The organism is Nocardia sp. NBC_01499 (assembly GCF_045040275.1).
Classification (GTDB): domain Bacteria; phylum Actinomycetota; class Actinomycetes; order Mycobacteriales; family Mycobacteriaceae; genus Nocardia.
Genome location: NZ_CP109426.1, coordinates 7,652,780 through 7,674,181, shown reverse-complemented (window position 1 = coordinate 7,674,181; position 21,402 = coordinate 7,652,780). Strand labels below are relative to the sequence as shown.

At 63.4% G+C, this 21,402-nt stretch carries 20 protein-coding genes and 2 pseudogenes; 8 read left to right on the top strand and 14 right to left on the bottom strand.

From position 1 onward, the window contains the following. From OG203_RS35155 to OG203_RS35145, 3 genes are all read right to left on the bottom strand, one after another. Nucleotides 1-993, bottom strand: a complete 993-nt coding sequence (locus OG203_RS35155) for a pyridoxal-phosphate dependent enzyme (RefSeq protein ID WP_405161510.1) — start codon at nucleotides 991-993, stop codon at nucleotides 1-3. 416 nt (nucleotides 994-1,409) lie between these two features. Next, nucleotides 1,410-1,745 carry a hypothetical protein gene (locus OG203_RS35150; protein WP_405161509.1) on the bottom strand — a complete coding sequence of 112 codons (336 nt, stop codon included), beginning with the start codon at nucleotides 1,743-1,745 and terminating at the stop codon, nucleotides 1,410-1,412. 448 nt (nucleotides 1,746-2,193) lie between these two features. Then, nucleotides 2,194-2,595, bottom strand: coding sequence for a hypothetical protein (locus OG203_RS35145; RefSeq protein ID WP_405161508.1), 402 nt, complete (start codon nucleotides 2,593-2,595; stop codon nucleotides 2,194-2,196). A gap of 411 nt (nucleotides 2,596-3,006) precedes the next feature. Between OG203_RS35145 and OG203_RS35140 the strand changes: the two genes are divergently transcribed. The 3 genes and pseudogenes from OG203_RS35140 to OG203_RS35130 form a co-directional block, all read left to right on the top strand. Beyond that, a complete protein-coding gene (locus tag OG203_RS35140; protein WP_405161507.1) occupies nucleotides 3,007-3,906 on the top strand; it encodes a helix-turn-helix domain-containing protein in 900 nt (299 codons plus the stop codon). Further along, nucleotides 3,903-4,109 carry a DUF397 domain-containing protein gene (locus tag OG203_RS35135; RefSeq protein WP_405161506.1) on the top strand — a complete coding sequence of 69 codons (207 nt, stop codon included), beginning with the start codon at nucleotides 3,903-3,905 and terminating at the stop codon, nucleotides 4,107-4,109. Before OG203_RS35140 ends, OG203_RS35135 begins: the two co-directional genes overlap by 4 nt. A gap of 160 nt (nucleotides 4,110-4,269) precedes the next feature. After that, a pseudogene (locus OG203_RS35130) lies at nucleotides 4,270-4,407 on the top strand (hypothetical protein); the annotation flags it as partial. Between the two features lie 625 nt (nucleotides 4,408-5,032). Here the strand turns inward: OG203_RS35130 and OG203_RS35125 are convergent. Next, nucleotides 5,033-5,776, bottom strand: a complete 744-nt coding sequence (locus OG203_RS35125; protein ID WP_405161505.1) for an alpha/beta hydrolase — start codon at nucleotides 5,774-5,776, stop codon at nucleotides 5,033-5,035. Nucleotides 5,777-5,921: 145 nt separating this feature from the next. Between OG203_RS35125 and OG203_RS35120 the strand changes: the two genes are divergently transcribed. The 3 genes from OG203_RS35120 to OG203_RS35110 are packed head-to-tail and all read left to right on the top strand — an operon-like array spanning nucleotide 5,922 to nucleotide 8,488. Further along, a complete protein-coding gene (locus OG203_RS35120) occupies nucleotides 5,922-6,725 on the top strand; it encodes an NRDE family protein (RefSeq protein ID WP_405161504.1) in 804 nt (267 codons plus the stop codon). Nucleotides 6,726-6,776: 51 nt separating this feature from the next. Further along, complete coding sequence (locus tag OG203_RS35115; protein ID WP_405161503.1) at nucleotides 6,777-7,364, top strand: inner membrane-spanning protein YciB; 588 nt, start codon at nucleotides 6,777-6,779, stop codon at nucleotides 7,362-7,364. A 50-nt stretch (nucleotides 7,365-7,414) separates the two neighbouring features. Then, entirely contained in the window at nucleotides 7,415-8,488 is a 1,074-nt protein-coding gene (locus OG203_RS35110; RefSeq protein ID WP_405161502.1) for a GAF domain-containing protein, read from the top strand. Here OG203_RS35110 and OG203_RS35105 read toward each other — a convergent pair. Next, on the bottom strand, nucleotides 8,477-9,529 hold the full coding sequence (locus OG203_RS35105) for a DUF3068 domain-containing protein (RefSeq protein WP_405161501.1): 1,053 nt from the start codon (nucleotides 9,527-9,529) through the stop codon (nucleotides 8,477-8,479). The genes OG203_RS35110 and OG203_RS35105 overlap by 12 nt on opposite strands. A 338-nt stretch (nucleotides 9,530-9,867) precedes the next feature. On the opposite strand from OG203_RS35105, the pseudogene OG203_RS35100 reads away from it, so the two are divergent. Both OG203_RS35100 and OG203_RS35095 read left to right on the top strand, forming a co-directional pair. After that, nucleotides 9,868-10,356: pseudogene (locus OG203_RS35100) on the top strand (GAF domain-containing protein); the annotation flags it as partial. A gap of 252 nt (nucleotides 10,357-10,608) precedes the next feature. Beyond that, entirely contained in the window at nucleotides 10,609-11,064 is a 456-nt protein-coding gene (locus OG203_RS35095) for a hypothetical protein (RefSeq protein ID WP_405168206.1), read from the top strand. 174 nt (nucleotides 11,065-11,238) lie between these two features. Here OG203_RS35095 and OG203_RS35090 read toward each other — a convergent pair whose 3' ends face one another. From OG203_RS35090 to OG203_RS35050, 9 genes are all read right to left on the bottom strand, one after another. Beyond that, on the bottom strand, nucleotides 11,239-11,847 hold the full coding sequence (locus OG203_RS35090) for a hypothetical protein (RefSeq protein WP_405161500.1): 609 nt from the start codon (nucleotides 11,845-11,847) through the stop codon (nucleotides 11,239-11,241). A 119-nt stretch (nucleotides 11,848-11,966) separates the two neighbouring features. Then, a complete protein-coding gene (gene istB, locus OG203_RS35085; protein WP_405160819.1) occupies nucleotides 11,967-12,740 on the bottom strand; it encodes an IS21-like element helper ATPase IstB in 774 nt (257 codons plus the stop codon). Next, complete coding sequence (gene istA / locus OG203_RS35080; protein WP_405167889.1) at nucleotides 12,737-14,209, bottom strand: IS21 family transposase; 1,473 nt, start codon at nucleotides 14,207-14,209, stop codon at nucleotides 12,737-12,739. Before istA ends, istB begins: the two co-directional genes overlap by 4 nt. 148 nt (nucleotides 14,210-14,357) lie before the next feature. Next, a complete protein-coding gene (locus tag OG203_RS35075) occupies nucleotides 14,358-14,834 on the bottom strand; it encodes a hypothetical protein (protein ID WP_405161499.1) in 477 nt (158 codons plus the stop codon). 1,255 nt (nucleotides 14,835-16,089) lie between these two features. Beyond that, complete coding sequence (locus tag OG203_RS35070) at nucleotides 16,090-16,875, bottom strand: 2-keto-4-pentenoate hydratase (protein ID WP_405168108.1); 786 nt, start codon at nucleotides 16,873-16,875, stop codon at nucleotides 16,090-16,092. A 241-nt stretch (nucleotides 16,876-17,116) separates the two neighbouring features. Beyond that, a complete protein-coding gene (dmpG, locus tag OG203_RS35065) occupies nucleotides 17,117-18,181 on the bottom strand; it encodes a 4-hydroxy-2-oxovalerate aldolase (RefSeq protein WP_405161498.1) in 1,065 nt (354 codons plus the stop codon). Between the two features lie 2 nt (nucleotides 18,182-18,183). Next, complete coding sequence (locus OG203_RS35060; RefSeq protein ID WP_405161497.1) at nucleotides 18,184-19,077, bottom strand: acetaldehyde dehydrogenase (acetylating); 894 nt, start codon at nucleotides 19,075-19,077, stop codon at nucleotides 18,184-18,186. 27 nt (nucleotides 19,078-19,104) lie between these two features. Beyond that, nucleotides 19,105-20,148, bottom strand: coding sequence for a methyltransferase (locus OG203_RS35055; protein ID WP_405161496.1), 1,044 nt, complete (start codon nucleotides 20,146-20,148; stop codon nucleotides 19,105-19,107). 81 nt (nucleotides 20,149-20,229) lie between these two features. Then, nucleotides 20,230-21,318, bottom strand: coding sequence for a branched-chain amino acid aminotransferase (locus tag OG203_RS35050; RefSeq protein ID WP_405161495.1), 1,089 nt, complete (start codon nucleotides 21,316-21,318; stop codon nucleotides 20,230-20,232). Nucleotides 21,319-21,402 lie beyond the last annotated feature (84 nt).

Here is a 21,402-nt window from a genome sequence, read left to right as displayed (position 1 = left end):
TCACGGATAGTCCGGCTGCCTGAACGGGGGTGACCATTGGCCGATGTTCGCGCCGCTCAACACCACGCAGACCTTCTCGCCGGGCTCCGGTGTGTAGGCACCGGTCAACAGCCCTGCGAGCGCGGTCGCGCCAGCGGGCTCCACCATCAAGCGCCGGTGCTCCCACAGTGCGCGCTGCGCGGCGGCAATGTTGTTGTCGCTGACCAGGATCGAGCGCACGTCGAAGCGCTGGACGGCATCCAGCGCCATCGCCGAGACCCTGTGCGCATCGAGCGTGCCCGCAGCGATCGAGTCGATGCCGATCTCAAGGACCCGTCTCGACTTGAGCGCTGCGTGTAGTCCTCGACGATCCTGATGTTCCACAGCCACGATGCGCACGCCGAAATGGTTTGCTGCCGTGGCGACCCCGGCGAATAGGCCACCGCTGACGGCGGCGACGACGACTGTGTCGAGATCCGGTATCTGCTGGTGGATCTCAACCATCAGCGTTCCCATGCCCGCCGCGAACAATCGATCCTGCGAGGCGTCGACCAGCAATGCACCGGACGAGGCGGCGTAGTCGCGGCATGCGGCCTCAGCCTCGGCCTGGACCAGGCCCGCACGGCGCACATCGGCGTCAAGGGCCTGAAGCGCGTCGATTCGTCGCGTCGGCGTCGTGGCGGGTACGAAGATGGCCGCGCGTGTGCCGGTTGCCTTGGCTGCCCATGCACACGCGAGCCCAGCGTTACCAGCGCAGGCGATCGTCAACCCCGCTGCGGGCAGCGTGGCGTCCGCACGGTGGGTCGAGACGAGATTCTGTGCGCCGCGCAGCTTCACCGAGCCGGAGAACTGCATGAATTCCAGCGCCAGCCACGCCTGGCACTGTCCGACACCGCTGCTGGGGATCGCGCCGGGGTCGACCGCTGCCAGTGTGACCGGACGTACTGCTCCAGCGATGCTGTCCACTGCGTCGCGAATGTCGTTGTAGCTCAAGGCTTGGGGTGTGCGGGCCATCAACGTTCTCCTGCGATCCCGCGTTCGGCTTCGACACCGCGCATCGCGGCGACCAGATCGCGGCTGGTCGGGATTGCCGCGCGCCCCAGGCGGACATAGGTCATCAGTTCTTCTTCCTCGCCGACTCGCGATATCAGCGATCTCTGCGGGCATGGACGGCCAGTCCGAGACAGGATGCGACCCAGGTCGATACGTCGTGGTCGCTGGATCGGGGGTGCACCATAAGGCCGGCGGCGACGCTGTCGACCACTGCCCCTTGTTAGATCCGCTACCAGCACGTCATACCGTTTGCCGCACTCCATGAACGGATCGCATAGAGCGCAGGTGATGAAGCCGGAACCTTCCTCTACGTTGAACCACTTCACGGAACCGTCAGGCACGGCTCACCGCCTCCCCTGACCTCGCACAGACTGATGTCACCAGCTACCCCTGCCGTGGCCAGCCTTCAGCTGCTGGTGGGCTTCGTCGTATTCCTCTTGGATCCTGTCCCACAACGGATTCCATTCCGTTCCGAAATTGTCGCGAAGGTCTTTCAAGGTCGGTCGGTTGCTGAGGTCGAAGCAGATTTGCCCCGACACACCGATCACGTCGCGGGAGCGGTCATTCCATCGGAACGGAGGATGAGGGTCGCCAGGGTTGCAAATTGAGCTCACCTTGATGCCGTCGTCGGCATGGCCTACCCACTTTGCCCAGCGCCCTGCCGATTTGGTTTTGAACAGCCAATTGCCCTCGGCACCAAAGGATTCGATCATTCGTCATGCTCCTGCTGCGCGTCTTCCGGAGCTGTGCCCCTTGGGCAGCGGCGGAGGCGGCCGTCGCGGTCGGGGTGCGTGGGACGGTGTCGCCAGCCGGGCAGACCGTCAACCCACACGACCGGAGCAGGGATGGAGCCGTCGCGGATGCCGTGCCACAAATTCCACACCCCGACCCGATATGTCCTGGCCATGGTTCGGAGGCCGACGAACGGTACACACTCGGGTCTGCGGAATGGGGCGTGCTCGAGCTGTTTCCAGTGCTGTGCACACGGCAGTGACCAGCCCGGTCGGCGGTCGACCATGATGTCGGGTGAGGGTACCCAGACCGGGCCGTGGTTTCGCCACCGGATCAGTACCGTGTAGGGGATCTCGGTCACTGCGGACATTTGCCGGGCACTGAGGTAGGAGCGAACACCGGCGTCTCGCACGTGCGGCCACGGGCGCGTCACGCCGAACGCCTTATGTTCCAGGCGGTTTCGCGAATTTCTGCGACTGTCCATCGGTCGGTTGTGTAGTCCAAGGCTTCTGGATTGAGCTGTTCGAGGCGCGAATGTTCGAGTGGTTCAACCTCATCCCAGTAGGCGTTCTCGACCGCTTCCCAGAGGTCGCGGTGTGCGGGAAATCGTTCCTCTACGAATGGCAGCTCCGGGCGCTCCGAATCCTCACCAAAGTAGACGAGTCCTGTTGGGCCATTTGGTATTTCGACAGTCGAGCCGTCCATTCTTAACCGATAGGCGGGGTCGAGGGCATGGTCGTCGCGGCAGTCGCGAAAAGACTCCATCCAAAGCCGTTTGTGCTCAATCCGCCAGGTGGCCTCGCCATGTTTAGTAGAGGTGATGTGCAACATGATTGGTCCCTTTCCTATCGGCTGGACGGGGCCGGGAACTGGGCCCGGCCTCGGTCGGTGATTTGATAGCCGCGCCGACCCGACATGCCGCCGTAGGAAACGAGTCCAGTCGATTTGAGGTGAAGCACCGCGCGGCGGGCAGCTACCCCGGTAAGTCCGGCTGAACGCGCCAGCGATTCGACGGGCAGGATTCCGCCCGGCCTCAACACCGCCAATGCGGAAGTCTCCGCCTTGCTAAACCGAGTAGCTCTAGCCATGAAGCAAGGGTCTGTCAAGTGGCAAAGTTCGGGAGTAACCCCGGCAAACTTCATGAAACCGTTTCAAATCACCAGGTCACGGTCTGGACCGGGCTATATGATCGGTCCATTCTGAAACAAGACGTGGACTCGGAATGGAACGAGAGGGGAGACCGTGACGGACGAGGACGGAGCAGAGGAAACAGGTAGCACCCTGCCGCGCAGGCAGTTGGGCAGGTTCCTGCGCGAAGCGCGCGAGGGAGCGGGCCTCACTCTCGAAAAATCTGCAACCCTGATGGAGTGGGGCAAGGCCACCTTGCAACGCATCGAGAAGGGCACGACCGAAAAGGTAAGAGTCCGCGATGTTTTGAGTTTGTGCGAAATCTATGGACTAAGCCAGAGCAAGTCAGCGATCGCCAAGGGACTTGCAGAGCAGGCCCCCGTGAAGTCGTGGTGGCAGACCTACAGCGGTTCGATCGCTACTTGGTTCAACCTGTACGTCGGACTAGAAGCTGGCGCAAAGGATTTGGCGCAGTTCCAGCCGTTGATCATGCCTGGTCTGCTCCAAACAGCTGGTTATGCGAGGGCTGTCGACCGCCTGTACTTCTCCGACGAATCCGAAGAAGAGTTAGACCGACGCGCTGAGGTGCGGGCGCAGCGGCAGAACATCCTCACACGGTCGCGCAATCCGACTACCGCCGCATTCGTGCTGCACGAGTCGATGTTGCGAACAGTGGTCGGAGACCACCGTGTGATGGCCGCGCAGTACAGACACATTGCGGACCTCAGCACGCACGACAACATCGACGTACGAGTGATGCCGTTCCGTGCAGGGTTGCCGCTCGGCACCGCTCTACCGCCGTTCATCATCCTGGACTTCGGACGCGACGTGCGAGGCAAACTGGAGGAGCCGCCAGTGGTCTACTGCGAGAGCTACGCAGGAAGCGTCTACCTTGAAGTGCAGTCGGATGTGGTGAGGTTCCGCCGAGCGTTCAAGATTGCTCAAGGGGCGAGCTTGGACCCCCGCTCGAGCCGTGACCTGCTGAGAGAGATAGCAAAGGGAGTACGAGAGTGACCGTTGACCTAACCGGAGCCAAGTGGTTCAAGTCAAGCCTCAGCCAGGGCGGTGATGCCTGCGTTGAGGTCGCATTTGTCGATGGTGAGCACGTTGGAGTGCGCGATTCCAAGAACCCCACCGGCCCAGCCCTTGTGTTCACCCCCGGTGCGTGGGACGCGTTCACCGCTGGTATAGCGGACGGCGAGTTCCGCCGCTCATAGCTGGTCCCGCTCGGCGCGGGACGTCGAGCCCGGCCCTAGATCCGCTGCGGGCCGGGCTCGAGCTACCCGATCAACAAGTGACTGGACGATCGGTCTCAAAGTCGCCCCGCTGCTCAACGTCGAACCCGTCGAGTAATCACTCGGCCCGGAGAATCGTGTCGAGGTAGCCCCGACCGCGGAGTACGTCTACGTCAGACACAGCAAACACCGCGCAGCAGGCACCATCGCGATCGACCAAAGCACCTGGAGCAGCGTGGTTGCCGCCGCTCGGTACCAGTACGTGGGGCCAAATCGGTGAACTTACCCTTGCATCCGCTGACAGTGGCGCCCTGATGAAGTCCGCAGCTCAGGACATCGCGTTACATTTCGATGACGGCGAATGGGCCGCTTTCATCCGCGGCGCGGACGACGGGGAGTTCAACTTCTAGGCTCCTGCCGATCAGAGGCTGCTGCGACATCCGGTGCATGACCCACGCGCTGATCGACCGCCAGATCAGCGAGCACCGGATCGTTGCTGGACTGCTCACCGCCGACCGACTCCCCCACGACCGTGCCCGCCGCCGAGCTGTACCGGCAGTGAAGTCCCTGCTGCCGATCACCTGGGGCGGAGCTGTACCCCGGGTGATCTCCTATGATTGGCATTACGTGCTGTGCCGAAAGCCGTACTGGCACAGTATTATCGACAATTCCGACTATCCCCTCCAGAAGATCCTCGGCCGCCACCTCTACGCGCTCTTCACTGACGAAAGCTGGGGGCCGCGAATGAGTTTCAGCCCTACAAAATTCTCGACCCGGACCACTCGCATCCAGTCATCTCTCCCGGCAGCTCACGGTGCTACCTCATCTACTGCCGCCACGTCGACTCAGCGAATCCTGGGGCCGTGCAGATCATTCCGAAAACCGCAGTGCGCCTTACACATCCGCTAGTTCAGGAAGGTGAGCGCTGCTGTCCATCCGATCATCCGGGATCGATCGAGGTTGAGCACGTGCCCGCTATCGGGAACGATGACCACGGTCAGGCCCGGCCACGTGGTGAGATACCCGGGATCGAGTCCCTGACCGCGGAATCGGCGCTCCATCGCCGCGGGCCACATGGTGACCGGCGAAGCCGCCAACGCAATATTGGCCAGCCATGAGTGCCCAGTGCTGGTGACGATCAGTGCGTCGACCAGTCCGGGTGTGGAGGCGACCGCGGACGCGACGGCAGAGCCGTAACTGTGCCCTACGAGCACGACCGATGTCACGTTCGGTGCGATCGTCCCGGCGCGAATGGCCTGGATCACCTGTTGCACCGTGCTGACGTGCGCCGCGAAAGTGACTCTCCCGCTTGGTGGATGCCACGACTGGCCGGTGCCGAGGCGATCGATGGCCAGCGTCGCCTCACCGTGCTGGGCCATGTACTGCACGTAGGAGTACTCGGGATCGGGGAAATCGAAGTATGTGCGGTTGTAGGTCAGCCCGGGGACGAGCACCTGGATTCGTGTCGTCGCCTCACCGGCCGGCATGCACAGCGTGCCCGCGATCCAGCCGGGTGACTCGCCGAGCACCACCGGCACGGTGATCTCCTGGCATGGCACCGGGTCGGCTCCGGCAGCAACGACCGGCGCCGCGAAACTCGCGATCCCCGCCGCCGCTACTACAACGGCGGCACGACGGTTGTACTTCATCCGCCAACCTTTCCACGGTTATCGATCGGCTAACGAGTTTTCGATGTCCGTGTCTGATCACGTCCCCGTTTAGCCCTCGTGTCGATACGCTCGATAGACCGGCGGCATTGTCGCAGCACATCGAGGTGAAGGCAGGAGCGCGGTCATGTGTCTGGTGTTGATGGGGTGGCGTACCCATCCGATCTACGCCGTGGTTGTCGCGGCGAACCGTGACGAACTCTATCGATTCGCTGCCGCTCCGCTGGCCTGGCGAACGATGTGCGGCGCGCCGTTGCTGGCCGGTCTGGACGTTCCCAGCGGCGGAACCTGGATGGGGGTCAACACCGCCGGCCGGTTCGGCGTGGTCACGAATGTCCGCGACCGCGCCCCGCTCGCCGTGCGCCCGACAGTGTCCCGCGGTGTCCTGGTCCCTGAGTTCGCGGCATCGACCCAGACACCGGCGAATTTCACCGCCGCACTGGCACCCGAGCAGGCCCGCTACGGCGGGTTCAACCTGCTGGTCGGCGATGTCGGTGCCGGTGAGCTGTGGTGGGCCTCGAACCGCACCGAACGACCGAACGAGGCAGTGACGCCAGGGATTCACACACTCAGCAACGCCGAACTCGACACCCGCTGGCCTAAAACGGTGGGCGGCAGCGCCGAGTTCGAGCGGGTGATGTCCGCCGATGACGGCGGCCGCGGCTGGATCGAGGCCTACCTCGATGTTCTCGCCGATCGGCGGATGGCACCGTGGCGTGCGCTACCGCCCGCCCCGGTCTCCCCGCTGCTCGGTAAACCGCTCTCGGCGCGGTTCGTGCGGCTCGGGATCTACGGCACCAGAGCGTCGACGGTGCTGCGGATCCGGCACGACGGCGGATTCGATGTCACCGAGCGACGTTTCAACCGCCTCGGCCAGAAGATCGGACAGACCAGTGAGGCCGGCCAGATCGTCGGCGCCGAGCTGGGCTGAGACCGGGAGTTCGCGACAACAGGAACCGAGCACACGCGGGAGGTCGATGTGGTGGCGGTCAGGCTTATCTACAACGGCGCGCTGCTGGTGGCGTTCGTCGCGAGCTATCTGGTGTGGAACATCTTCGTGGCGACGGTCGTCCTGATGGCCGGAGTCACCCTCGAGGTGCTGACCACCCTGGTGATGCGACGGCGCCCGACACGAATCCAATGGATCGGCCTGGCCCTGGTGCTGGTACTCGGTGGCGCCACGCTGCTGTTCCGCGACCCGCTGTTCATCAAATGGCGGCCCAGCGCGTTCTACTGGACATGCGCGGCCGCATTGATCGGTACCCAAGTGGGATTGGGCACCAACGCAATCCACGCCGCCCTGGGCCGCTGGCTGAGTTTGCCCGCGCCGACATGGACACGGCTGCAATGGATCTGGGTGTCGTTTTTGATTTTCCTCGGATTCGCGAATCTGTTTGTCGCCTACAATTTTTCGACCGACGTGTGGGTGCTCTGCCGGCTGTTCGGCGCTCCCGGCATGATCGGCGCCCTGGCGCTCGCGATGGCGGTGTGGCTGCGCCGCGACGTGCGGCACGCCTGGAAAACCCGCACCGGCCGCGCCGCTCCCGTTACGGCCAGACCCCTGCTCTAAGCTTGTGACCAGCGAAAACAGCTGGACACGACTGCGAGGCGGTGATCGGGATGGCGTCGGATCAATTGGCTGGACAGTGGTTGCTCGTCGAGACGATGGGAGATGATCCCACCGTCATCGCCGAGGGTGATCGTCCGCGCGATATGCGCAAGATCAGCAGCATGTTCCGCGGCCCAGTGAAAGACACGGTCAGCGGTGTCATCGAGGAAGCGATCTCGGCCCGGGAACCGGTGACGCGGCCGGTACCGCCGGCTGCGGTGGAAACCCTCGGCGGGCGGTTCGGGTTCGCGGCGCCGACCATTGGACCAACAGGGTCGGTCGTGGCCGTCCAATGCTGGTTCGGATCCGCCGAGGACAACCCCGGCCCACCGGATCCGATCGGCGTCTGGGAGTGGGAGCTGGGACTCGAGGATCGCCCGCCCCGGTTGCAGTTGACCACCTCCGCGCTGGACCTGCTTGGTATCGACCAAAAATTTCGCGATCGAAGCACCTACGGTCCGGCCGACTATTTCACCCGGATCGAGCGGGTGAGTGACTTGATCGACCTGGACACCAAGATCAAGACCGCCGCGCCGGGCGATCACTCGCACGGCACGGTGATCGTATGCCCTGACGGGGGGTCACTTCGCCGCCTGCAATACGCGCAGCGCTACGTGACCACACCGGTCGGGCCCCGGCTGCAAGGGGTCTGCCGCGACATCACCCAGTTCGACGACCCGGCCAAGCAGCGAGTCGACCTGATCGAGCACACACTGCTCCAGGTGTTGTTGGAAGAAGTGGGCGTCTACGCGGTCATCGGGGATATCACCTGGCCGACCGCCCCCTACGTCATGCGATGGCTGACCCCGCATCCACCCGGCGCTGGGCACGGCGTGAGCACCGGCCAGACTCCCGGCATCCACCCGGACGATTTACCCCAGGTCATCGGTTGGATCTATCAGATCGTCGCGACCGGGCAGCCGGTGCGCGGGCGGGCCCGCACCCGCGCGGCGGGCGGGGGATGGATGGCCGGAAACTTCCTCGGTATGCTGCTGGATCCCGTCGTTTCGAAAACGATCGGCGTCGGCATCGTCTACCCAGATTCGATCACCATCGAGGGCGCCGAGGACACCTCACGGGGCTGAGGTGTCCTGCGGGCCTGCTTCTGTTCGTCGCCGCTGCCGTGAAGCGCTGACACCGAGCACGATTCCGGCCACGATCAGCACGGCCCCGGCCGCGCCCAGCAGGATCGGCCCATAGCGGCCCGCCCACAGCAGCTGGGTGCGCGCGTCGCGGGCCAGCTTGGCGGTGTGATCGAGGGTGGCCTGGTCGAAGGTGGTGCGCGCGTCCAGTGTGGTCAGCGCGTGCGGATCATCGACGCTGCGCGCGAGGAACCGGTGCAGATGTTCCTGCACGGCGACCATCGCACCCGAGAGCGGCTCGACCCATACGTCGCGCTCGATCTCGAAGTACAGATCGAAGGTGACCTGCTGGTCCGCGGGCACGTCCGGCAGGCCCCACGCGGCCGCGGACAGGGTGAGCTTGGCCTCGGGCTGGCCGGGGCGCAGGTTGATCGGTGCCAGCCGCTGATGGAAGTGCCGCAGCCGCATTCCGTCGATCACGCGATCGTCGTCGACGTAATCGATGGGATGTGTTGTACGGCTGGTCATGTCGAAGAACGGATAGCTTCGCCGCTGTACGTCGAACGGGAACTTGTACTGGATCCCGGCGCGGTCCGGTGTGAGATCCGGCGGCCGGGTGGTCACCACCGCCACCTGACTGGGCGGGTCCGCGACTGGCATCGCGGTGACCCGATCGAGGGTGACCCGATCCACCGAGGCGCTGATGAATGGCTGATCGGCGGGCTTGTCCGTGCGGGTCATCGAGGTCGCCGCTTGCACGGTGACCAGGTGGGCGTCCGAAGGTTCTTCTATGGTGACGTACACGCGGAAACGCAGCGGCACACCGGTTTCGGTGCGTGCGTGTCCGCTGGCTGTGGCGGCCGCGTCGACCAGCTGGGACTCGGGTGCTTCGGAGACGGTGTTGGCCGAGACATCGAGCGGGATCTTGCGTAGCTGCGGTACCGCGTAGGTCGGTAGCAGGATCGCCACCGTCCCCGCCAGTGCCCCGATGCCGATCAGCGCGCACGCAACGAGCGTGCGTCGACGCGATGGTGCCTGCCTCATATCTGTGGTGATCCGCCCCGTCATGTTCGTGACAATAGCGACCCGATTGCACAAGATTCTGGTCAATGCCGAAAAAGCAAGCATTTCGCAAGAAAGTGTTCGACATCACAGATGGTTCGGAGTAATAATTACAGGTGAGCCAGCAGCTCCCACTCCACCCGGAGTGGTGCGAGACGCCCCTTCGGCGCTTGCCCGGCGGCTGCTCATGCGTACCTCACCGAGGTTCGACACGCGCCCCTTTGTCGCGTGTCCCGCGCAATCGCTCCGTAGCGCACGGGGTTCACCCTCCGGTGCCGCGCGGATCGATCCGTGGAATCGAACCCAGGAGGAGGCCCGCGATGACCACCAACCCACACCCCGACGCCAATCCCACCAATCACCTTCCGCGTCGGGCCGTCCGCACCACGCCATCGCCAAGGACCCACGAAGACCAGCGGGCCGTAACCGCCGAGCACTGCCCTTCACCGGCACGACTGCCACGTCGACGTGCGGCAGTCCCAAGTCAGGACACTGCGGCACCTGCACTCGAGCCCCAGCCTCAGTTGCTGGGTTGGGTTCTCGCCGAAACGTTGGCCGACAATGGCGAGGCAGTTGTAGTCGCCGAAGGTGGAAACCTCAAATCCCTTGGGAGACTCGACCGTACGCGGATCGCCCAGAGCAGGCGGGCATCGACCGCAATGCCGGCACTTGTGCATCAATGCCTCCTCACACGGAGACGTCAGTACCGCGACATCCCGGGCACCCACCCGTTGACCATCCACGTCGTTCCTGCCGTTGGCCCATCAGGCGCGGTTCATGCCGTCCAACTCTGGACCGGCACGCCGACCCAGAAGCCGCCCCTGCGGGCACCCGTTGGCACAGTCGAGTGGGACGCCACAACCGGTGTCGCCGAACTCAAAACGACGCTGGAACGACAGCTCGGGATCCCCACGCAATTGTCCCGACCGCAGTACACATTGCCCGATCTCCTGAGTCACATCGACGGGTTCGACGACTTTCTCGGCTTCCTCGATCTATTCGATCGAGCGTCCACAGCGGATCGATGGATAGGAACGGTAACGACTCCGGGCCGATTCAGCATGATCCGCCGCCATCTGCGCATCGTGGCCCGAGTCCATATCGAGCCCGGCAAGCGCCGCGTGCGCGCCATCGTCCACGACATCACGACCCTGCAGCCACCACCGCCGCCGCATGTGGACTCGGTCACACTCGCCGGCTACCCCGGCCCGACGACTCACGCGATCGCGCGCGTCGATCTCGGAACCTGCCTCATCAATCGCTGGATCTGTCTCGGTCCAGGCCCTCTCGAGCCATGGAGTCACCAGAATCCCCAGATCGACAACGACAGCGCCGCCGCCATTGCTCGATGCTGCGCGGAGCTGCACCGCGGTGCCACCGGCGCCACCGCCGAATTGAAAGTCAGGTTCACGCCCTCACGCCCATGGATTCCAGTCCACGCCGAGTGGACAGCCCTAGTCGGCGCGCGACGCCCCCAGGCCATCGTCATTCTCACACCACATGAGCCATCACCATGACTGCACATCCGCTGCCCATGAAGAATCGTCGAACCCCGCAACACTCCGCACCGCCATCACCGAGCACCGGCGAGCCGCGCGCTAGCCTGGTTGCTGGCCACTCAGGCACCGAATCGCACGATCCAGCAAACCTGATCCAATTTTCGGAGGCCGAGTGTCGGTCCGGAGAACCGGCTACTGTCCAGTGCCAGTCTGTCCGGTGCGGCGGCGTGCTCGGATCTCCATCACCTCCTGGCCCTTGCGCGGCAGACGGCGGATCGAGAACTCCTTGGTCGCGGCAAGCAGTTTCAGTTCGGACCTATAGCCCCAGCGCGCCGGCGTCCAGTCACGGTCGGCGTGTTCAAGTGCGACCGAAACGGCAGACATCGGGGACCAGCTATTATGCTGTGCCGTTGCGGCTACCGACGCGTGCGACAGCTGCATCAGCACTTCGTCGGAAACCAGTTCGGCGGCACTGCGGCGGCCTACAGTGATGGCGAGGATTCGCTGGTTGATGTCACGACGGGCCGCATCCGAGCTCGGGTGCAATATCTCCTCCACCAGCACCGCCGCAATCCGGCATGCTTTGCGCTGCTCAGGATCTCGGACACAGCCGAGTACGCGACCGAGCAGAACACCGAGCTGCACCCACACCGACTTGTTCGCCAGCGCGACGCTCTGCGTGCGGAACAGAAGCAGCTGGCGAGCCTTCTCCGTCGGATCCGCGTCGCAGACCACTCCGTCGTAGCCGTCCGGCTGGTACGGCTCGTAGACCTGCGGCGCTACGTCCGGGGACGTCAACATCGTTACCCGCCCGTGTGTCAACGGGCAGCGGGACCTCCGGGCGGGTGGACTTGACGGGTCCGGTTGGGTGGACAGCAGATCTTCGGGCCGGTGGACATCAGTTCTCCGGCTGAATCAGGTCAGGTCAGTGGCGTCACCCCCTTGCCGGCGAATGCTTCGGCCAGCCGGTGGGAATCACCTTTCGTCAGCACCAGGTGCGCATGATGCAGGAGCCGATCGACGGTCGCGGTGGCCAAAGTTTTGGGCATGATCGAATCGAATCCGCTGGGGTGGATATTGCTGGTCACCGCGATAGAACGCCGCTCGTAGGCGGCGTCGATGACACGGTAGAACGCTTCGGCGGCGTCAGCGCCAACCGGCAACATGCCAATGTCATCAACCACGATCAGATCGCAAGAGCAGATGCGGGCAACCGCGCGAGCGATCGAGCCGTCGACCTTGGCCTTGCCGATCATGGTGGCCAGGGATTCGAGGGTGAACCACGACACCCGCAGATCTTTCTCGATCGCCGAATGCGCGAGGGCTTCGACGAAGTGACTCTTGCCCGTGCCGGAGGGGCCAGCGACAGCTAAATTCTCATGTCGCCCAACCCATTCCAGAGTGGAAAGCGCATTCTGCGTTGCTTCGGAGATCGTTGACTCCTCCGGCAGCCACGACGAAAACGTCTTGCCAGTGGGGAAATTCGCGCGTTTGCGGCGTTGGCGGCGGGTGGCGGAGTTGCGTCCGGTGACCTCCTCGTTGAGTAGTACCCGAACTACCTCTGCGGGGTCCCAGCGTTGGGCGCGGGCGGTGGCCAGGACATCGGGTGCGGCCTTGCGCAGATACGGCAGCCGCATCCGGCGGCAGATCGCTTCCAGTTCGTCGGGCAGCGCCGGGGCTTTCGGGTGGCTCATGCTCCGAACCTCCCCCAGCCCGCGGTCCCGGGTTGGACCGAATGCGCCTCGTCGGCGCGCACGACGTCGGCGAGGCTGGAGAACTTGGCGAGGTGATCGAGGATGGCGGCGGTGTCGCCGTCGTCGAACCGTCCGGCGACCGCAGCGGCACCGAGAGCTTCGTCGACCGCATCGGCCCCGGTGATAGCGGCGAGCTCGAGAGCCCGGGTCATCTTCGCCCGGATCCGCGACACCCCGGTGGCCGAGGCTTCGGTGAGCCAGCGGCGGGCGCCTTCACCGAGGTCGAGAAACGCGATCTCCTCAACCGTCCGAGGCCGCAATTTCCGCACCCGCGGTAGATCCCCGCCCGCGTGATGGGGATAGTGCTCGTCGAGGATGCGCGGATTACCGGGCGTCGAAAGCTGGTGGCGGGCAATCTCGGCCAGCCCGTGCGGGGTTCGGGCGGTGATGACCAACTCCTCACCGGCGACGCGGCACCACACCTTGGCGCCCTGGTGCCCGTCCGGGGTCGAATACCGCACCGACCCCCATCGAACAGTCTGGTCGTCACCGACGAGGCGTTCCTCACCCAGAGCGATCGCATGCGGTTCGCCCGGCAGCACATGCAGATGCTGACGCTCGATCCCCAGGCGAGCGATCGGCGCGACACCGGTCTCGCGATGCGGGCGGGCGTTGATGCGTTCACACCACGCCCAGCACGCATCCGCCAGCTCGGTGAACGAGGAATACTCGGGCAGCAGATTCGCCGTGGTCGGCACCAGATCGGCTTTCGCGATCTTCACCGTGTGTTCCGCGCCGCCCTTGGACTCCGGATCGAAGGGCTCGCATGTTTCCACCTTGCAGCCGTAATGCCTTCCGGCCGCGACCATTTCCGGATGCCGCACCGGCAGCCCTGCGATCCGGTCCACCGTCACCGTTCTCGGGTTGTCGGTGAGCAAATACGTTGGGGCGCCACCGATCCGGCGCAACGTCACATCAATGCCCAGCACCAGCGAACCCAGGGTTTGATCCCACGACGGGATCACCACCCGATATCGTGACCACGCCAGCCAGGCGCAGAACAACTGGGTCCGCCGACCAGCCACCTTCGGGCCCTCACCCCAGTCGAATTGCAGCCACATGCCCGGCTCGGGCAGCCACGGCCGATATTTTCTGCGGTGGCCGGCCTTCCACGCCGTCTTCGCCTCGGCGACCGCGCGGCGCGTCGAGCGGTCGGTGCCGGTGAACCCCATCGCCTGCAGTCGTTGATGCACCACATCAGCGCGCACCTTGCCCTGGGACTTGTCGACCCACTCCTCGATCTTGCCCACGAACGGGTCGATCGACTTCGGCCGCGGCAGTTTCACCAGCGGATCGCGGCCCGCGTCGCGGATCGCGACATACCGGGCCACCGTCTTCTCATCCACCCCCGACAACGCTGCCGCCGAATGCGCGCAGCGTGTCAAATCGAACGCTTCCAGAATCTCCATGATCTCCCTGTCAGACTTGGTCAACGGGATCCCTTCGACGCAGTTGGCGAGCGATCACACACCACTCAGCCAACCCGCCCGAAGAGATCCCGTTTCGCATTTACTCAGGCGTGTCCCGGAGACCCAGACGTCCGCCCATCCGGAGAAATCATGTCCGCCAGCCCGGACCCATATGTCCATCCACCCGGATTATCCGGCGTCCGCTGGCACCGTGCGGCGGTATCGAGGCGGGAAGCGCGGACCCGAGCCCTTTCACGGCCCGATCCAGGTACTGCCGCCGCGCATCGGCGAGGAAGTTCTCCCCGGGCCAGTACACCTCGCCGAATTCCAGCAGGGCTTCGTGGATCAGTGTGTTCGCGGTGGCGGTGAGCGACAGCGCTTCGTAGATGATTGCTACCGCAGCAGTCGCATCGGCGGGGTCGATCGCTTTCACTCGCTCTACGGCGGTGTGCAAGGCATCCAGCGCGGTCGGCCCGATCTGGGTCGGCGTCTCACCACCGTCGTCCTGCTCCGGTTCACGGTCACCGGTACTGCTATGCCGCAACGCTTCGGTGTAGCGCGAGTTCTGCTCGATCGCCAGGCGCCGGGCGCGGCGCTTGCTTCGGGAGCTGCCGTTCTTCGGCATCGTCGTCCGTTTCCGGCAAGGCGGCCCACGCCGCCCTGCCCGTGACGATTGGTGCCAACGGGGGAAGGAAACGATCAGCGCGGGCCCCTGGGAGGACCTTGGTTCATCGACGTCGCCACCAGCGTGGGCGGGGCAACAGAACGGTGAGCGTGCGCGGCCTGCTCACCCGCGAGCATAGCCGCACCACAAGGCATGGGGTCACCACGTGTCGACGTGTCGTGATCTGTGGTGAAACCGGGCAGACATACTCGGTCAAGCTGGACACACATGTCCTGTCTCGTTGATGCCAGCCCGTGCGCGTTCTTTGACTGACTTCGTGAAGATCTTGTTTGCTCGTCAGCGACGGGCATCGGCATGTCGCTGCGATGGCGTATTTGGCGACGAGCCATTCGACGCGTCGGTGGTCAGTGGTGTGCCATGCCGTGTAGGGAACAGTGGCGGGTCGCGCTCGCCAGGCTGAGCCCGTAGCCACCCCGCAGGACAGCGACGGTATGGGAGGTCAGCGGCGTGTACCGTTGTTTGCGGCCAACAATGCGATGCACGCGATCTTGAAGCACCCATACGCAGCCTGTCGCGCGGGTGCCGCCCATGTCACCGCGACGTCGATGACCTGCTGGTAGCCGGTGGCTCGTTCTGGCTGTCGCCCCTTGGTGTACCCACCGACCGGAACGGCTGCTCCTCTGCGTCCCCTATCTGCCTCCACAGCTTCTCGATCCGCCCGAGCCGCCGCCTCTCCCGAGTTGGGTCAATTTAGTGCGCACATAGATGTCGTAGGCAGCCGCCGTGGAAGGGCGCGTTGCCCAAATACTCACTCCGGGCGTGCAATTCACTTCCACCTCCCGCGTGTCGACTTGACATCCCGGAGGTCGTCTAGCTGAGCTCTGGCATTTCGCTAGAGTTCCCACCCAAGCAGGCACTCTTCGATACCCCAGCGGGGTTCACTCAATACCCCGGCGGGGTGCACGAGATACCGGCTACGGGTATTTGAATGCCCTGTCTGGGAGATCACCAGTCCTGGGGTTGTAGGCGATCACGCGGTGTCGAATGGCATTGATTAGTGCGCGAATTCCGGCCGCCCCCACGACGAAACTGCAGATCACGGCCCTGCGGACCTGTCCAAGATCAAGATCTGACCCAAGTCAGGTATCTGCCTCCACAGCTTCTCGATCCGCCCGAGCCGCCGCCTCTCGCCGCCGACTATCTTCCGCTCCCCGGAAGGTATTCACCGAAACCCGAACCGCCTACGTGCGAGGCACTACTCGAATTCCAAACGGACGGAACCGAGTCCGGTGAATTCCGCGTTGAAGACGTCACCCGGGCGGGCGTCGACGGCGCAGGTGCACGAGCCGGGCAGCACGATGTCTCCCGCCCTCAACCGCACGCCGAAGGAGGCGACCTTGCGGGCCAGCCAGGCGACCGCGATGGTCGGGTCGCCGAGCACAGCGTCACTGCGGCCCTCGGCGACTACTTCGCCGTTTCGAGTAAGTTGAGCATCGATTTTCTTGATGTCTAAGAGATCTGGCCGCGCTCGCCCCAGGCCGAGCACCCATCCCGCCGAGGACGCGTTGTCGGCGATCGTGTCGCACAGCGCAATGTTCCAGTCCTCGATGCGGCTATCGATGAGCTCGATCGCGGGCGCGTAGGCGACAGTCGCGGCGAGCACATCCGCCTCGGTACACCTCTCCCCCGGCAGATCCGCGCCCAGCACAAACCCGACCTCCACCTCGACCCGCGGACACAGATACCGCGAGGTATCGACCGCGACATCCTCGTAGACCTGCATCTCCGCCAGCAAATGCCCGTGATCCGGCTCGTCGACGCCCATCATCTGCTGCATCGCCTTCGACGACAGCCCGACCTTGTGACCGACGATCCGCGCACCGCCCTCGGTACGGAAGCGGATGTTGATCAGCTGGATCTCATAGGCATCGACCACGTCGATCTCCCGATACCGCGCGACCAACGGCTCGGTCGGCACCCGGTCACGCTCGGCGGCCGCGAGCTGAGCGGCCAGTTCACGCCGTACCGCGTCCGACAGCACACCCAATTCCTTCCACTGATGCCCGGTCGACAGCCGCGACGAATATCGAAACAAATTCCGGCAAAGCCGGTTGTATTCGAGAAATGTCGTCCTTCCTTTCATATTGATGCGCATGCTGGTCGCTGCTCTGCGTGAGGGCAGGAATGCTCAGGCCCAGCTCGTACTGAGCCGCCAAAACCGTCCTTGGTGCCGAGCACCATCACCGTCAGCGACTTACCCTCATCGAACACAGTGCTGGTGGTCACGACCGTGAGTGTGCCGAAGATTGGCGCCGATCCGTGCGGTTACGCAGTTCCTCGACTACATCGGCGATGAGGTCTTCCTGCCCCGCGATGGCCTGCCGTCTGCCGAGTTCGAAGAAGACATCGCGCGGATCGACCTCCGCGCGGGCGGCCAGTTCGAGTACTCGAGGCTTGAACCCCGAGAACACCCCCGCCAGCCCACTCACGATGCTGAGCGAGCCGGAGAACGGTGGAGCGGACATCAGGTCTCGCTCCGCGAGGTCGGCAGCATCAAGCAACGCGTAGAGATCGATGCCGGTGCGTAAACCAAGTCGTTCCAGTACCGGTACAAGGACCTCAAGCTGCGTATTGCCGGCTCCCGCACCGAAGCCTCGCGCGCAGCCGTCGATGATTCGTGCTCCCGCCTGGACGGCAGCGACCGAATTTGCGACGGCCATTCCGAGATTGTTGTGTCCGTGAAAGATGACGGGTACGTCGACCGCTGCCGCGATCGCACCGATTCGCTCGGTGACTTCGGATGGCAGGAGATGACCCGCGGAGTCGAGAATGCCGACCGCTTGAGCGCCGTACTGCACGAGCAAGGTGCATTGTTCGGCCAGCTGCTCCGAGGTGGCCATGTGGCTCATCAGGAGTACGCCCTGTGCTTCGGTGCGGGCGTCGTGTAGGAATCCGAGATAGCGTTCGGCTGCAGTAGCCTCGGTGCAATGGATGCCGATGCGCACGACATCGACGCCGTGTGCCAGGGCCTTGCGCAGGTCACCAGTGGTACCCCAACCGGGCAGCATGAACACTCCCATTCGACTGTGCCGTAACGCTTCTCGCACAGTCGACAACATTTCATCATCGGTGAGAGCAGCCCGACCGACCTGGAGGGAGGAAGCGCCGAGTCCGTTTCCATGTCCCACCTCGACCACAGGGATCCTGGCCTTGTCACATGCCTGAGCATAGCGGCGGAGTTGACCGGCGCTGAGTTGGTGCCGAACCGCGTGATGTCCGTCACGCAGTGTCGAATCGTGAATCACGATCTCGGGCTCACGCGCGGTGTTATTGTCAACAATATTCATCATTAGCCCATCTGAGACGCGGCAGCCGAATTCTGCATAGCCGCATATTGTTCGGCCACCAGGATGGCGGCCGCGTTGATGATGTCGAGGTTGCCGGCGTACCGGGGCATGAACTCGCTCGTAGCGGTCACCTCGACCACGACGGAGACCCGCTCGTCGGTGACCGTGCACGCAGTGACGGCGTATCCGGGCGCGAACGCACGAACCTCCTCGGCCGCCGCGGCCACTGCAGCATGCACTGTCGCTGCGTTCGCTCCAAGAATCTCCGCTGAGAGGGCGACCCGGAAGATCGTGGGCGGAACAGCGGCGCTGATGTTGACCATCGCCTTGGTGTCGCGCACTCCGCTGAAGACACTGACTGCATGTTGAGTGGTCTCGACATATTCATCGAGATTGAGCCGGGTTGCGCGGCCGACGATACTGCTTGCCGCCGTGGTGACTACCTCGATATACCGTGCCGAGAATTGTCGGCCGAGTGCATGTGCGATGGGGACGGATGCCTGGCCGCCACAACTGATGAGACTGAGATTGCGGCGATTCGGTATGCGGGTTCCGGTCACGGTCGGAACCACCATCTCCCCCAGTCTGCTGGGAGTCAGATCGATCACCAACGTGCCCAGAGGTTCCAATAGATTCCAATGTTCCAGGTGGGAGTGCGCATTGGTGGCGTCGAAGACCACATCGAATGGGCGCGCGGCTGCGACCACGACATCAATTCCATCGGAGCTGGTCCGATAACCGAGTCCGGCGGCATACTGCAAACCCTCGGACCCCGGGTTGCGTCCGGCAACCAGCCCGCACTCCAGTAGGGGCGACCGATGGATCTTGCTGATCAGATCCATGCCGATCATCCCGGTGCCGATGACGGCAACCAGAATCGGCTTCAGGTTGGCCATGTAGAGTCTCCTTGCTGTCTATCCGTCTCACACAACTATTTTTTTCCCGACGAACAGACGACCCGTCGGAAGCCGATGTCGAATGCATTCGACATCGGAAAAACCTGCATCGGTCAGCTTCTTCATCCATTCTTCTTCGGGCAATAGTTGGCGACCCATGAATTGTTGATGGTAGTAGGTGAAAAGTGCGCTGAACCGACGTTCACCGGGATCCGGAGCGTATGGCACGGCATCCGTGATGGCCATCAAGCCGCCTGGCCGGAGTGACTCACGGCAACTGGCAAGCACGCCGTCCGCAACCGTCGCTTCCTCTGGAAACATATCGTGGAAAACAAACCCCCCGTGTATTGCATCCGCACCTACCAGCGGTGCCGGATCGATAGCTACCGATTGAACGGAACGCTGTATCACTTCCAGCCGGTCGGCGACTCCTGCCCGGTTAGCAGCGTTAGCCGCTTCCCGGCATGCCCCTGCATCGACGTCGACCGCCACCGCAGTCGCATCTTTCAACCGAAGCAGGATGTCAATAAGCAGACGGGCCGTACCACACCCCAGGTCCACCAGGTGTTTCGGCCGTGCGTCGACCAACGTCTCAAGGGTTGCCGGATAGAAGCCCTTCGAACCAACCCATTGAGTGCTCACCGCAACTTGACGTCCGTCACGTCGGTGTCGTATACCCGCGTCGGAAGCCGACTGCAGGAATTCCACTGCATTTTCTATAAACGGCCGGTTGGCAGTCAGCGCCCAGGACAAGTATCCCGCTTCGTACAGTATCGTGGGAAAGGTCGGAACTACTTGAAATCGTCCCGGGTCGTCGACCGATTCCGTCATTATGCCTGCGGCAGCCATCGTGGCCAGGTAGTTGGTGATACCACTAGCCGGCAATTCGGTCCTCGTCGCGAGTTCGTCGCCGGTTACCCACTGCCCCTTGTCGAGATACGGCAGCAACCCCAGACGATCACCGATCTCCAGCAACGCCGCGGCGGCGGCCAGGTCTGCCGCGGTTTCGCTGAATTCTGTCGCGGATTCTCGGGAAAATTCTACGCTCAACGCACTCTGCTCCAATCCCATTACCGTCCGACTTCAGCGCCGAACGAAATCGTACTTACCAGATAGTGGCTCGATCTCCGACTGTTCGCACCGCTTCCACCACTACCAACGAAACGGAAACATCCAGCCTTCGGTATCAGCCGCGCGACCGTATTGAATATCCGTCAACACTTTTCGCAGTCGCGTTGTCACCGGGCCGCCACCGATCGACAAATCGCCGTCGGTCGTTGCAATGCGGCCGATTGGTGCTATCACGGCGGCGGTGCCGCATGCGAATACCTCCGTTATTTTCCCGGCTGCGACACGCTGACAGAACTCCCCGAGCGAGACCCGGCGCTGCTCGACTGGAATTCCCATGCGCGCGGCCAGGGCGAGGATTGAATCACGGGTAATGCCACGCAGCAAAGTACCACTCAGAGGAGGGGTCACGAGAGCGCCTGCATCCATCCAAAAGACATTCATCCCGCCCATCTCTTCAATCCATCGCTTCTCGGCAGCATCAAGCCACAGAACCTGCTGACAATCGTGCGCAAGCGCCTGTTGCTGAGCAATGAAACCAGCGGCATAATTGCCGGCGCATTTCGCTTCACCTGTCCCGCCGGGCGCAGCGCGTGAATAGTCTGTTGTCGCCCACACAGCGATCGACCCGGCCTTCTGGCCGAAGAATGCCGACGTGGGGAATGCGAGCAGCAGATAGGTGCAGGTTCGCGCTGGGCGCAGCGCCAAAGTCGACTCCGTGCCGAAGATCGTTGGACGCACATACAGGCTGCGGTCCTCGCCATTGGGAATCCATCGCTCGTCGACCTGTAAAAGTTCGCTGATAGAAGCAATGAACAGATCCTCAGGAAGCGCCGGCAAAGCAAGCCGGTGCGCCGAGGCAGCCAATCGTCGGCTGTGGTCGACAACACGGAAACCAGCCAGTCCGCCGTCGGACTGCCGGAACACCTTGAGCCCTTCGAACACGACCTGCCCATTGTGCAAACCCGACATCACAGGATTGATCGTCAGGTCACCAAATGGGCAAACGATCCCATCGTGCCAACCTTGCTCGGCCGACCAATTCAGCATGACCATATGCTCGGTGACCGTTGTGCCGAAATCAGCGGACTCTGACAACTGCCGAACCTGCTCAGTAGGCAATCTGCCAACAGGTGCCAGCATGTCTCTGGTCCACAAATCCGACGCACTCATCCAATAATCCTGGAAAATCTTTGCCTACTACTCAACATGCAGCGGACAGGATTCCATCTCTCCCAAATATAGAATTTAGTCATT

Excerpts from the sequence above, each read along its gene's own strand:
- OG203_RS35155 (WP_405161510.1), bottom strand. The coding sequence starts at position 993 with ATGGCCCGCACACCCCAAGCCTTGAGCTACAACGACATTCGCGACGCA.
- OG203_RS35150 (WP_405161509.1), bottom strand. The coding sequence starts at position 1,745 with ATGATCGAATCCTTTGGTGCCGAGGGCAATTGGCTGTTCAAAACCAAA.
- OG203_RS35145 (WP_405161508.1), bottom strand. The coding sequence starts at position 2,595 with ATGTTGCACATCACCTCTACTAAACATGGCGAGGCCACCTGGCGGATT.
- OG203_RS35125 (WP_405161505.1), bottom strand. The coding sequence starts at position 5,776 with ATGAAGTACAACCGTCGTGCCGCCGTTGTAGTAGCGGCGGCGGGGATC.
- OG203_RS35120 (WP_405161504.1), top strand. The coding sequence starts at position 5,922 with ATGTGTCTGGTGTTGATGGGGTGGCGTACCCATCCGATCTACGCCGTG.
- OG203_RS35110 (WP_405161502.1), top strand. The coding sequence starts at position 7,415 with ATGGCGTCGGATCAATTGGCTGGACAGTGGTTGCTCGTCGAGACGATG.
- OG203_RS35105 (WP_405161501.1), bottom strand. The coding sequence starts at position 9,529 with ATGAGGCAGGCACCATCGCGTCGACGCACGCTCGTTGCGTGCGCGCTG.
- OG203_RS35095 (WP_405168206.1), top strand. The coding sequence starts at position 10,609 with ATGATCCGCCGCCATCTGCGCATCGTGGCCCGAGTCCATATCGAGCCC.
- OG203_RS35090 (WP_405161500.1), bottom strand. The coding sequence starts at position 11,847 with ATGTTGACGTCCCCGGACGTAGCGCCGCAGGTCTACGAGCCGTACCAG.
- istB (WP_405160819.1), bottom strand. The coding sequence starts at position 12,740 with ATGAGCCACCCGAAAGCCCCGGCGCTGCCCGACGAACTGGAAGCGATC.
- istA (WP_405167889.1), bottom strand. The coding sequence starts at position 14,209 with ATGGAGATTCTGGAAGCGTTCGATTTGACACGCTGCGCGCATTCGGCG.
- OG203_RS35075 (WP_405161499.1), bottom strand. The coding sequence starts at position 14,834 with ATGCCGAAGAACGGCAGCTCCCGAAGCAAGCGCCGCGCCCGGCGCCTG.
- dmpG (WP_405161498.1), bottom strand. The coding sequence starts at position 18,181 with ATGAATATTGTTGACAATAACACCGCGCGTGAGCCCGAGATCGTGATT.
- OG203_RS35060 (WP_405161497.1), bottom strand. The coding sequence starts at position 19,077 with ATGGCCAACCTGAAGCCGATTCTGGTTGCCGTCATCGGCACCGGGATG.
- OG203_RS35055 (WP_405161496.1), bottom strand. The coding sequence starts at position 20,148 with ATGGGATTGGAGCAGAGTGCGTTGAGCGTAGAATTTTCCCGAGAATCC.
- OG203_RS35050 (WP_405161495.1), bottom strand. The coding sequence starts at position 21,318 with ATGAGTGCGTCGGATTTGTGGACCAGAGACATGCTGGCACCTGTTGGC.